This window comes from Kitasatospora humi, from assembly GCF_020907985.1.
GTDB classification, from domain to species: Bacteria; Actinomycetota; Actinomycetes; order Streptomycetales; family Streptomycetaceae; genus Kitasatospora; species Kitasatospora humi.
Map to the genome: position 1 here is coordinate 49,648 of NZ_JAJJPA010000012.1, position 12,120 is coordinate 61,767.

A 12,120-nucleotide genomic window follows, 5' to 3' on the forward strand; every position below is an offset into this window, starting at 1 on the left:
CGGCTCGCTGCGGAGGGCGTGCCGGACAATCCGCGCGGCTGGCTGGTCACCGTCGCGTCCCGACGGCTCATCGACCAGCTGCGCAGCGATCGCGCCCGCCGGGAGCGGGAGTCGGCGATGGCCGCCGAGGTGCCGCCCGACGACGTGCCGGGCACCGACGACACCCTCGTGCTGCTGTTCCTGTGCTGCCATCCGACGCCGACCGCGGCCTCCCAGACCGCGCTGACGCTGCGGGCGGTCGGCGGTCTGACCACGGCCGAGATCGCCCGTGCGTTCCTGGTGCCGGAGGGCACCGTGGCGGCCCGGATCAGCCGGGCCAAGCAGCGGATCAAGGCGGCCAGCAGCTCGTTCGGCCTGCCGGCCGGCGCGGAGCGCGAGGAGCGGCTCCGAGTCGTGCTGCAAGTGCTCTACCTGATCTTCAATGAGGGCTACACCGCCTCATCCGGCCGGGAGTTGGAACGCGCCGACCTCGCTCGGGAGGCGATCCGGCTGACCCGGATGGTGCAGGCGCAGCTGCCGGAGGACGGCGAGGTCGCCGGGTTGCTCGCCCTGATGCTGCTGACCCACGCCCGCCGGGCGGCCCGGACCACGGCGGCCGGCGGTCTGGTGCCGCTGGACGAGCAGGACCGCACCAGTTGGGACCACACCCTGATCGAGGAGGGCATGGCGCTGGTCAAGGAGTCGCTGGCCCAGCCGGTGCTGGGGCCCTACCAGCTGCAGGCGGCGATCGCCGCCACGCACGCCGCTGCGGCCACCGCCAAGGAGACCGACTGGTCGCAGGTGCACGCCCTCTACCTGGTCCTGGAGCGGATCGCACCGAACCCGATGGTCACCCTCAACCGGGCGATCGCACTCGCCGAGACCGAGGGCCCGGCAGTCGGGCTGGCCCTGCTGTCGACACTGGACGGCGACGCGCGGATGGCCGGGCACCACCGGCTGCTGTCGGTGCGGGCGCATCTGCTGGAGAGGGCCGGCGACCGGGCCGGCGCGTACCGGCACTACCGGCGGGCCGCGAGGGCCACCGCCGGCGTCGCCGAGCAGCGGTACCTGGAGGCCCGGGCCGCACGGGTGAAACCCTAGCCGGGAGCGGCCCGGGCGTCGCTCCGGCGCCGGTCACCGTCCCCGGCCCAGAGCCGGTCACCGACCCGGACTCGGGGCGGCTCACCTCCGAGTCAGTCGCCGATCCCGGCCAGGTCGCGCAGGCGGCGTGCCTGGGCCGCGCGCTCGGCGGCGATCTGCTCCTGGTAGTCGCGGTCGGCGGCGCCCTGGAGCAGCGCCTTGGTCTCGATCACCGCGTTGCGCGGGGCGGCCAACAGGGCGGCGGCCAGGTCGCGGGCGGCCGCCTCCAGTTCGGTGGCGGGCACCACCAGGTTGGCCAGGCCCAGTTCGGCGGCCTCCTTGCCGAACACCCAGCGGCCGGTGGCGCAGATCTCCAGCGCCCGCGCGTAGCCGACCAGGTCGGTGAGCGGCTTGGTGCCGGTCAGGTCGGGCACCAGGCCGAGCGAGGTCTCCCGCATCGCGAACTGCACGTCCTCGGCGCAGACCCGCAGGTCGCAGGCGAGCGCCAACTGGAAGCCGGCGCCGACCGCGTGGCCCTGCACCGCCGCGATGGTGATCACGTCGGGTCGGCGCCACCAGCTGAAGGCGTCCTGGTAGCCGGCGATCGCGGCGTCCAGTTCCTGGTCGCTGGAGCCAGCCAGGGCAAGGAAGTTGGGCTCGCCGGGGATGCCTTCCGGGGTGAACATGGCGCGGTCCAGGCCGGCCGAGAAGGAGACGCCCTCGGCGCGCAGCAGCACCACCCGGACGGTGGCGGGCAGCTCCCGACCGACCGCGGCCAGGGCGCGCCACATCGCGGGGGTCTGGGCGTTGCGGCGCTGGGGGTGGCAGAGGGCGACCACGGCGAGTTCGCCCTCGACCTCCAGCCGGACGCCGGCCGCCTCCCAGTCGGCGGGGCTGGCAGGGTTGGGAACGGGCGCGGTCATGGGCACCTCCGGCGAGTTCAGGGCAGGCCAGGACGCGCTGCCCACGGTTCTACCGGAGAGTAACTTATTGGTGCGGGCTTCTGTACCCCGCCCGAGCCAGGGGAACGAACGGTCGGCCGATCGACCTGCGGCCAGTCAATGGGAGCAGTCGAGCGAACATGACGATCGGCGGCCGGATGCAGACGCTCCCGCCGATGGCGGAGACGTCTGTCACGGTCGCCGATGCGTCGCGGAACTGACGGGTCGTCGGATCCAGTGTGCCGCCCGGAGGGTCGTCCGCATCCTCGGAAGCCGGCCCATCTAAACTGACGCGCCGTCAGGATCCCGCTGCCGCAGTCGTTTTGGCCTTGCCGCGCGTGGCACCACCGCGACCCCGGAGGTTCACCCCGGTCTCGCTCAGCATGCGGTGCACGAAGCCGTACGAGCGACCGGTCTCCTCCGCCAGAGCGCGAATGCTCGCCCCGGAGTCGTACTTCTTCTTCAACTCGGCCGCGAGCTTCTCACGCGCGGCACCAGTCACCCGGCTGCCCTTTTTCAGAGTCTCGGCCACCCGTGCCTCCTCGTAGCTGTGCTCGGTCAGATTCCCATGATCACCCATCCCCTGCGTCCTGGCCACCCATTCGACAAGGTCTGTCCGGGGAAAGGAGCGCGCATGGGGCGTACCGCCAGCGCATCGGGGCGCTCACCCTGGGTGTTTGCGCCCCGGCGGCAAACGGGGGCACGCGGCGAAAGTCCTGATCAGCCGGGTCGCCCGGATCAAGCGGGAAGCGGAGCAGGCTAAAACGGAATCCGGGACCTCTTCATTCCCGGAGCGCTGCGCCTGATGAGATCACATCGGCCGGATGCAGGAGCGCGTGTCTACTGAAAGTGAGCACCGGGGGGCGATCGGGTGACCGGCGAAGGACGCCGGAGGGATACGGGCGGTCCCGGAGCCGAGCCGGGACCGCCCGCGCGGAGGCAGCCGGACCGCCCAGGCGCGGAGGCAGCGGACCTCCGACACCTGCGGAGTCAGCGGCCCACGGCTCGCGTGGCGGCGGAAGGACCCCGGTGCGCGCGGCGGCGGAAGCACCCCGACGCACGCGCAGGCGCAGCGGACCCTGATGCGCGCGCAGGCGCAACGGACCCTGATGCGCGCGGAGCCGGCGGACCCCCGCCGCGCGTGGCGGCAGCGGGGGTCGACGAGACGTCAGGCCAGCGCGACCAGGTCGTGGTAAGCCGGGCTCCACAGGTCCTCGACGCCGTCCGGCAGCAGGATGATCCGCTCCGGCTGGAGCGCGTCGACCGCACCCTCGTCGTGGGTGACCAGCACCACCGCACCGGTGAAGGAGCGCAGCGCGCCCAGGATCTCCTCGCGGCTGGCCGGGTCCAGGTTGTTGGTGGGCTCGTCCAGCAGCAGCACGTTGGCCGAGGAGACCACCAGCGAGGCCAGGGCCAGCCGGGTCTTCTCACCACCGGAGAGCACGCCGGCCGGCTTGTCGACGTCGTCCCCGGAGAACAGGAACGAGCCGAGGATCTTGCGGATCTGCACCAGGTCGGTGTCCGGCGCGGACGAGCGCATGTTCTCCAGCACGGTGCGCTCGGGGTCCAGGGTCTCGTGCTCCTGGGCGTAGTAGCCGACCTTCAGCCCGTGACCGGGGATCACCTCGCCGGTGTCCGGCTGCTCGACGCCGGCCAGCATCCGCAGCAGGGTGGTCTTGCCGGCGCCGTTCAGACCGAGCACCACCACGCGCGAGCCGCGGTCGATCGCCAGGTCGACATCGGTGAAGATCTCCAACGAGCCGTACGACTTGGACAGGCCGCTGGCGGTCAGCGGCGTCTTGCCGCACGGGGCGGGGTCCGGGAAGCGCAGCTTGGCGACCTTGTCGGAGGCCCGCACCTCGTCCAGGCCCGACAGCAGCTTCTCGGCGCGGCGGGCCATGTTCTGCGCGGCGACCGTCTTGGTGGCCTTGGCGCGCATCTTCTCGGCCTGGGCGTTGAGGGTGGCGGCCTTCTTCTCGGCGTTGGCCCGCTCCCGCTTGCGGCGCTTCTCGTCGTCCTCCCGCTGCTGCTGGTACTGCTTCCAGCCCATGTTGTAGATGTCGATGCAGGACCGGTTGGCGTCCAGGTAGAAGACCTTGTTGACGACCGTCTCGACCAGGTCGACATCGTGGGAGATCACGATGAAGCCGCCCTTGTAGGTGCCCAGGAAGTCGCGCAGCCAGGCGATCGAGTCGGCGTCCAGGTGGTTGGTCGGCTCGTCCAGCAGCAGCACATCGGCGTCGGAGAAGAGGATCCGGGCCAGCTCGACCCGGCGGCGCTGACCACCGGAGAGGGTGTGCAGCGGCTGCGCGAGGATCCGGTCCGGCAGGCCGAGCGCGGCGGCGATGGTGGCGGCCTCGGCCTCGGCGGCGTACCCGCCCTTGGTGAGGAACTCGGTCTCCAGCTTGGCGTACTTCTTCATGGCGTTGTCGCGGGTGGCGCCCTTGCCGTTGGCCATCCGCTCCTCGTTCTCGCGCATCTTCTTCAGCACGAGGTCCAGGCCGCGGGCGGAGAGGATCCGGTCCCTGGCCAGCACGTCGAGGTCGCCGGTGCGCGGATCCTGCGGGAGGTACCCGATCTCGCCCGAACGGGTGACCGTGCCGGCGGCCGGCAGGCCCTCGCCGGCCAGCACCTTGGTCAGCGTGGTCTTGCCGGCACCGTTGCGCCCGACCAGGCCGATCCGGTCACCGGGAGCCACCCGGAAGCTGGCGGACTCGATGAGGATGCGGGCACCGGCACGCAGTTCGAGGGCGTTGGCGGAAATCATGGCTGGTCGGGACTCCTGGGACGGGAAAGCGGCGGACGGCAGGTCGCACTGGCGGGTGCCGCCGCTAATGCAGAGCGAGAACAGCCATGCGGGCCAGTCTACCGAACACGCCGAGGGCGCCCGGGGGAATTAATCCGGGGCCCCGGCCGGCGGCCGGGCGCCGCACCGGTCGGGGCGGGCCGCGGCGCGTGGTCGGTGCGCCGGCGGCGCGTGGTCACTTCGCGGGCTGCGGGCTCGCGCCCGGGCTCGGGCAGCCACCGGCCGCCGGCTCGGCCGCGAACGGCGCCGACGCGCTGCCGCACGGCACCTCGGTGACTCCGGTGTCCGCGTCCAGCACGCGGCTGCCGAGCAGCGGGCCGTCATCCAGCCGGACCCGGTGGCCGTCCAACCGGGTCAGTTCCACGGCAGGACCGGCGTTGACCACGAAGCCGTGGTCCACCAGCTTGAAGCCGGTCACCGAGCCGGGCAGCTGGTGGCCCGATCCGGAGGCGGCGGTGCAGGCGCGCGGCAGCAGCACCGCGTCGTCGGTGCTCACGGCACGCGTCGGGTCGTAGAGGCAGCCGGCCTGCGGGCGGGAGTTGAACCTGAGATCCCCGTCACGGTCGCGGAAGCCCATGGTCAGGCCCGGGGTGAGCACCTGCACCCACGGCTCGGGGTTGAGCACGGTCTGCACCGCGGAAGCGGCCCGCTCCAGCTCCAGCTCCTTGCGCTGGGCATCGGTGCGCTGGGCGATGCCCGGCTCGTCGCTTCCGTGCAGCCAGTCGGACAGGCCGGGCACCGACCGGTGCCAGCGGACCTCGTGGTCGGCGACCCGCAGCGAGGTGACCATGCCGTCGTCCCAGACCACGATCGCGCTCTGCTCCGGCGAGCCGGACTCACCCAGCATCGACACGTGCAGCGCGGTGGCGCCGTCCCGCCGGTAGGACCAGAGCAGCGAGCCGGTCGACGGGTCGTAGGCCTCCAGACCGGGGCCGATCCGGAACTCCGGCGTGACCGCGTCGGCCGACTGGGCACCCACCGGGCTGGCCTCCGCCTTGCCGGGCGCGGAAACCTGGTCGCCGAACGGCACCGGGCGGTTGGCGTGGGCGGCGGCACCGGCTCCGAGCACCAGCAGCACCGCGAGCGCGGGCAGGGCGGACCGGGGGGTCAGGGTTCGAAACGGCTTCCAGGACACCTCCGGAGGGTACCTGCCCCGTCTGTCGGCGTCAGCTCGGCGGGTCCAGCTCGCCCATCTGCGGGAAGTGAACCGGACAATCCCCGGTCTCCCGTGGACACTGATCCTGACCAGGCCTGACCTGATCGATGCCAGTCAGACGAGCCGCTGATGATGGATCAAAAGCGCGCTCACTTCGAGTCGAATTACTCCAGACTCGCTGAATGTGTCCACTTTAGGGTGACATTGGGCTTTCCTGGCGTCTCGTCCCCTTACTGTCTGTGTCACCGCACACACGGTGCGCGCCGCACACCGCGGCCGGACCCGAGGAGAGACGATGCGCATCGGCCGCCTGGCCCTGGCCGGGTCCGCACTGCTGCTGCTCACCACCGCGGGCATCTCCAGCAGTACCGATCCGCTCAGCACCGCCGAACGCAAGCCCGCCGGCGGCACCCACGACACCGGCGCGGCCGCCGCGTCGCACGCGGGAGCGTCCAAGCCCACCACCCGGCGGGCCGACCACCAGGTGCCGTTCGGTGCCTTCGTCGGCTCCTGGGACAACTACATTCCGCAGATCGCCCGGATGGCGGCCTGGCTGCACGGCGCCAACATGCAAGTTGGCCACACATATCTGGCCGGAAACAACTGGAACGACGTCGAGGGCGACAACCGGGTCCTCGCGGTCTGGTCGCAGTGGCGGCTGGCCGACCGCAACCGGACGCTCGTGCTGAACGTGCCGATGCTCACCCCCAACGAGGGCCACGTGCCCGACGACGAGGTGGCCGACCTGCTCAGCCAGGGCGCCCGCGGCACGTTCGACCAGCACTACCTGCGGCTCGCCCGCAAGCTCGTCACGCTCGGCGGCAGCGACACCGTGATCGTGCTCGGCTGGGAGATGAACGGCATCACCTACACCGGCCGCTGCCGCCCCGACCCGGCCGCCTGGAAGACCTACTGGCGGCGGATCGTCGACGTGATGCGCTCGGTGCCGGGCCAGCGGTTCCGGTTCGACTTCACTCCCAGCCGGGGCCTGGACGACATCGCCTGGACCAAGTGCTACCCGGGCGACGACGTGGTGGACATCATCGGCACCGACACCTACGACCAGCCGGCCGGCGCCACCTTCGACGACATGGTGGACGAGCCCTACGGCCTGGAGGAGCAGGTGGAGTTCGCCGCCAAGCACGGCAAGCCGGTCTCGTACCCGGAGTGGGGGCTCTTCCGCAACGGGGACGACCCCGACTACGTGCGGCGGATGGTGGAGTGGATGCGCACCCACGACACCGCCTACCAGACGGTCACCGACTACTGCCCGCACGGCTTCTGGGAGTGCCACGACAATCCGCAGGCCAGCGCCGTCTACCAGGAGCTGATGAGCCCCGACCAGGGGGTGTCCCTGCCCAACGACGCTGACGACGTTCCGGCGCTCCCGCACCGGCCGCGCCCCTCCATCGACGCCGAGAGGCAGACGCGCCACCCGCACCCCGGCTCCGGTTCCGGCTCCGGGTCCGGTTCCGGCTCCGGGTCGGGCTCCGGCTTCGGTGACTCGCCGGTGACGACCCGACGCCCACGCCCCACCTCGGCCCCGACCCCGGCGAGGCCGTCCGCGACCGCGACGGCCCCGGTGATCCCGGACCTGTCGATGCTGCCCAGCCTGCTGCCCAGCCTCCCGTCCGGCTTCCCCGACCTGTCGGGCATGATCCCCGACCTGTCCAAGCTCCCCAGGGTGAGCGTGCGACAGGGCAACGGCTGACGGCGGGACGGGCACCCGGGCGAGCTGCCCGGGCTCGGCGCCGCTGAGGGCCCTGTGGATCAGCGGCGCCGGCGGAGGCCCAGGGATCGGCGGCGCGGCGCCGCTCCGGGAGCTCTCTCGGGTCCTGCGGTGCCGGCCGGGAGCTTTGTCAGGACCTGCGGTGCCGGCCCCGGGGCTTTCTCGGGACCGGCGGCGCCGGCCGGGGCTCCTGCTGCTCAGCGGCGCAGCAGGGCGCGCAGCCGCCGGACCGGCCGACGCAGGTACGGCGCCAGCGCCCACCGGGCCCGCACCACGGCCAGCCGCAGGGTCAGCCTGACCGCGCAGCGGCGCGGACCGAGCAGCAAGCGCAGATTGCGTTCCCGGTCCGGGCGCCACCGCTCCTTGTACGGCTCCTCACCGCGCATCAGGCTGAGTTCCGGGACGCCCGCTAGGACGGCCTCCTGCAGGGACGTCCCGAACAGCAGCCCGGCGATGTCCAACCGCTCCCGCAGCGCCGGGTGCGCGCCGTACAGGTAGAGCCCGGCCAGCCTGGGGCAGAGCATCAGCAGGTCCACCGCCATCAGCTCACCGTCCAGGTAGTAGCGGTAGACCACCGCCTGGCCGGACCGGGCCAGGCGTCCCGTCGACTCCGCCAGGTGCGCCCGGAACCGCTCGCTCAGGTGCTCGGGGGTGACGCGGCGGCTCTCCCACTGCAAGGCGTGCAGCCGCAGCAGGTCCGCCATCGCGGCCTCGACCTCGACGGCCGGCACCCGGCGCGCCTCCACCCCGGAGTCCGCCAGCTTGCGCTGCTTCGCCCGGTTGCGCTGGGCGGTCCGTCCGGGCAGCCGGGCCATCAGCTGCTCCATCGGCACGGCGGGAAGGTACTGGCAGACCGAGTCCGGAAGCTGGTGCCGCCGCCCGGACCAGGCGGCGTACAGCAGGTGCGCCGCCGAACCGGCCCGCACCTCGCGCAGCTCCAACGCCTGCCAGGGCCGGCGCACCGGAAGCGCGGCGGCCAGCCGGGTGGCGGCCTCCGCGGCGTACTCGTCGTCCAGCAGTACATCGGTGTAGTCGACCAGGCCGCCGCCCAGCCCGGTGAGGGTGCCGGTGCGGTTGCGGAGCAGAGCGGCGGCTCCGACCAGCACGCCGGCGCGGCGCACCAGCACCACCCGCAGCGCGCCGGGCCGCCCGTACGCCCGCCACCAGGACGCCTGCCAGCCGGCCGACTGGAACGGCGTGGCGCTGCGGCAGCGGGCGGCCAGCGCGTCCCACTCGTCGGCCAGCTCGTCCAACGCCGTGTCGTCACAGCGAAGTTCGGCCTGCCATTCGGCCGTCGAGCGGATCGGTTCGGGCAGCGCCGTGGGGCGGCGCCAGAGCGGTTGCAGCGAGGTCACGGGGTTCTCCCGGCCGGCTCCTCGGTCCGTCCGGCCCGCTCGATCCCCTGGGCCGCCGACGCGTCATCCCGCGCTGCCGGCTTGGCTTCCTTGGCGCCGGGCTTGGCTTCCTTGGTGCTCGGCTTGGCGACGTGTCTGCCCGGCTGCCGGAGCGGCGGCTTCCCGGTGCCGGACTGCTGCCGGAACGGCTTCGCCGCGGTGCGCTGCGGTTCGGCAACCGGCTGCCCGTTCGCAACCGGCTGCCCGTTCGTCATCGGCAGCGTGTTGGTGACCGGCTGCCCGTTCGTCATCGGCTGCTTGCTCACCACCGCCTGCTTGCTCACCACCGCCTGCCCGTTCGCGAGCGGCTGCCCGTTCGTCATCCGCAGCTTGTTCCTGACCGGCTGCTCCTTGGCCGGTGCCGGGACCGCGGCAGGCTCGGCCGCAGGCGCCGGAGCCGATGCCGACGGCGGAGGCGAATCCGAGGCCTTGACCGAAGCCGTGGCCGCAGTCGATGCCGAAGACGGCACCGGTACCGGGGCCGGGGCTGATGTCGAGACTGGTGCAGGGGCCGGTGCCGGGAGCGCCGCCGCGGTCGGCGCGGGGGCCGGCACCGTGGCGGCGGCCCCGCTCGCCGGAGCCTCGCCCGCCGACCGCCGCTGCACCATCAGCGCCAACGAGCCCAGCAGCACCCCGGCGGCGGCGCCGACCGCGATGTCCAGCGCGCCGGTCGGGCTGGTCGGCTTGTCCGGCGCGGCGGCGGGCGCCAGCGCGACCAGCCGCACCCCGGTCTCCTTGCTGGTGCCGTTGCCGAAGCCGATCAGCGCCCGGGCCACCGCGTCGGCCGTTCGCACCGCGTCCTTGGGGCGCGAGCCGGTGCCGTCGATCTCGATCACCGGGGCGTCAGGCGAGGTGGTGGCGCTCACCAGCTCGGTCAGCTCGCCCGGGGTGCGCCCGGCCTCACCGGCGGCCAACGCCAGCACCTGCGGCTGACCGGCCAAACGCCCGTATGCCTGGGCGAAGTTGACGGCCTGAGTGGACTCGGTGGCACTCTCCGGCACCACTGCCACATAGGAGTTGGCCGTGTACTGGGGCGTTGCCGTGACGGCGTAGCCGGCGCCGGCCAGCGCACCCAGCGGAACGGCCGCGACCAGCGGCCAGAGCCGGCGCACCGGGCCGTGGACGAGGTGTGTTCTGTCGAACATCTCAGGTCTCCCTCTAGGCCCGGGCGGCGCCGCACGCCGTCCGAGCTGCTGGTACAGCTCACCCAGGCGGGCCGCTGTGTGGACGATGTCGTAGTGGGCCACGGCCGGCGGGTGCGGCAGTGGGCCGGCCGGGCGGATGGTGGCGAGGTCGAGCAGGGCCCGGCGGTAGGCGTCGGCGGTCGAGGGCAGCTTCCGGGCGCCGGGGGCGGCGTCGGGCGGCAGTTCCTCCAGCGCCGGGCAGCCGCTGTGCAGCACCGGCAGCCCGGCCGCCAACCCCTCCAGGACGGCCAGTCCGAACGTCTCCTCCAGCGAGGGCGCGGCCAGCACGTCCATCGCGGTCAACAGCTCCGGCACGTCGGCCCGTTCGCCGGTGAAGACGGCCCGCGGCCCGGCCGCCCGGGCCAGCCGGTCCCGCTCCGGGCCGTCCCCCACCACCAGCAGCCACACCTGATCGGGCAGTTGGCCCACTGCCCGGGCCAGCACTTCGAACCGCTTGCCGGTGACCAGTCGGCCGACCGCGCCGACCACGAACGCCTGCTCCGGCACGCCGAGTTCGCGGCGCAGCCGGGCCCGCAGTGCGGATCGCTCAGGCTCGTCGTGCCGCAGCCGCCCGACCTCGATGCCATTCGGCAGCACCGCCACCCGCTGCCTGGGCACGCCCCAGTCGGTCAGGGTGCCGGCCACCCGCTCGGAGACGGCCACCGTGGTGCTGCCGAGCCGTTCGGCGGCCAGGTAGAGGGACTTGACGCCGGTGCTGACCGGCCGGCCCTCGATGGTCCCGGCATGCAGCGAGTGTTCGGTGGCCAGCACCACCCGGACTCCGGCCAACCGGGCGGCGAGGCGACCGTAGAGCCCGGCCCGGTAGAGGTGGGTGTGCACCGCGTCGTAGCGCCCGTGGCGGATCAACCGGACCAGGCGCGGCAGCACCCCGAGGTCGCGGTTGCCGCGCATCGCCAGGTGGTGCACCCGGACGCCGTCCGCCCGCAGGGCCGCCGCCATGCTGCCGGGGTTGGTCAGGGCGGCCACCTCGCAGTCGATCCCGGGCGGCAAGTGGCGGATGGTCAGCAGCAGTTGCTGCTCCGCCCCACCGGCGGCCAGCCCGGTGATGATGTGCAGCACTCTCATCCGTCCGCCCCCCGTCTGCGCAGGTCGGCGATGACTTCACGCAGCCCGTGCCGCCCCCGCTTGGCGCGCAGCCGCCAGGCCCCGTCCCGGTCGCCGACGTAGCAGCGCGGCAGTGCGTAGCGGCCGGCCAGTGAGGTGTGCCGGATCGCCACCGCGTAGTCGTAGCCGGCCCGTTGCACCGCCCGGCTGGCGGCGGCGTCCACCGCGCCGTACGGGTAGCAGAAGCCGCGCACCGGCTCGCCGAGCAGCTCGGTCAGCAGGGTGCGACTGCCCTCCACCTCGGCGCGCAGCACCCCGGGCGGCACCTCGGGCAGCGCCAGGTGACTCATCCCGTGCGAACCGATCTCCCAGCCGGCGGCGGCCAGTTCACACACTTGTCGTTCCGTCAGCAGCGGCTTCCGGGGCCCTTCGGCGTCCCAGCAGTTGACGTCGCCGAGGCGTTCGGTGACCACGAAGGCGGTGGCCGTGAAGCCGTGTTCGGAGAGCACCGGGACCACGTGCCGGACGAAGTCGGCGTAGCCGTCGTCGAAGGTGAGGCCGACCAGCCGTTCGCGCCGGCCGGCCGCTCGCGCGGCGAGGAGTTCGCGGATGCTCACACCGCGCCAACCACGGACGGCCAGCCAGCGCATCTGCTGGGCGAAGCGCTCGGGGCTGACGGTGAGCAGGTACGGGTCCTCGTCCTCGTCGGCCACCGAGTGGTACATCAGGATCCACGGCATCGCTGGTCGGCGAGCGCGCCCCGGCCCCGGGGTACCGCTCTGGTGG

At 73.1% G+C, this 12,120-nt stretch carries 7 protein-coding genes and 2 pseudogenes; 2 read left to right on the top strand and 7 right to left on the bottom strand.

Going from position 1 to position 12,120, the window contains the following annotated elements:
- Nucleotides 1-9: 9 nt before the first annotated feature.
- Nucleotides 10-1,080: pseudogene (locus LN042_RS14410) on the top strand (RNA polymerase sigma factor); the annotation flags it as partial.
- A 92-nt stretch (nucleotides 1,081-1,172) separates the two neighbouring features.
- On the opposite strand, the gene LN042_RS14415 reads toward LN042_RS14410, so the two are convergent.
- The 4 genes from LN042_RS14415 to LN042_RS14430 all read right to left on the bottom strand — a co-directional run bounded on the left by LN042_RS14415 (nucleotide 1,173) and on the right by LN042_RS14430 (nucleotide 5,941).
- Nucleotides 1,173-1,982 (bottom strand): enoyl-CoA hydratase/isomerase family protein, encoded by an 810-nt coding sequence (locus LN042_RS14415; protein ID WP_230051588.1) that lies wholly within the window; start codon nucleotides 1,980-1,982, stop codon nucleotides 1,173-1,175.
- A 316-nt stretch (nucleotides 1,983-2,298) separates the two neighbouring features.
- Nucleotides 2,299-2,532, bottom strand: a complete 234-nt coding sequence (locus tag LN042_RS14420) for a helix-turn-helix domain-containing protein (RefSeq protein ID WP_230051589.1) — start codon at nucleotides 2,530-2,532, stop codon at nucleotides 2,299-2,301.
- A 636-nt stretch (nucleotides 2,533-3,168) separates the two neighbouring features.
- Nucleotides 3,169-4,767, bottom strand: a complete 1,599-nt coding sequence (locus tag LN042_RS14425) for an ABC-F family ATP-binding cassette domain-containing protein (protein WP_230051590.1) — start codon at nucleotides 4,765-4,767, stop codon at nucleotides 3,169-3,171.
- A 214-nt stretch (nucleotides 4,768-4,981) separates the two neighbouring features.
- Nucleotides 4,982-5,941: a hypothetical protein gene (locus LN042_RS14430; protein ID WP_230051591.1), complete on the bottom strand. Its 960-nt coding sequence runs from the start codon at nucleotides 5,939-5,941 to the stop codon at nucleotides 4,982-4,984.
- A gap of 316 nt (nucleotides 5,942-6,257) precedes the next feature.
- On the opposite strand from LN042_RS14430, the gene LN042_RS14435 reads away from it, so the two are divergent.
- The gene (locus tag LN042_RS14435) at nucleotides 6,258-7,673 is read left to right on the top strand and encodes a glycoside hydrolase family 26 protein (protein WP_230051592.1); all 1,416 of its coding nucleotides are present in this window, start codon (nucleotides 6,258-6,260) and stop codon (nucleotides 7,671-7,673) included.
- Between the two features lie 215 nt (nucleotides 7,674-7,888).
- Here the strand turns inward: LN042_RS14435 and LN042_RS14440 are convergent, their stop codons facing one another.
- From LN042_RS14440 to LN042_RS14450, 3 genes and pseudogenes are all read right to left on the bottom strand, one after another.
- On the bottom strand, nucleotides 7,889-9,046 hold the full coding sequence (locus LN042_RS14440) for a GNAT family N-acetyltransferase (protein WP_230051593.1): 1,158 nt from the start codon (nucleotides 9,044-9,046) through the stop codon (nucleotides 7,889-7,891).
- A 1,193-nt stretch (nucleotides 9,047-10,239) separates the two neighbouring features.
- A pseudogene (locus LN042_RS14445) lies at nucleotides 10,240-11,355 on the bottom strand (glycosyltransferase); the annotation flags it as partial.
- Nucleotides 11,352-12,074 carry a polysaccharide deacetylase family protein gene (locus LN042_RS14450; protein ID WP_230051594.1) on the bottom strand — a complete coding sequence of 241 codons (723 nt, stop codon included), beginning with the start codon at nucleotides 12,072-12,074 and terminating at the stop codon, nucleotides 11,352-11,354. The gene LN042_RS14450 and the pseudogene LN042_RS14445, both read right to left, overlap by 4 nt.
- Between the last annotated feature and the right edge of the window lie 46 nt (nucleotides 12,075-12,120).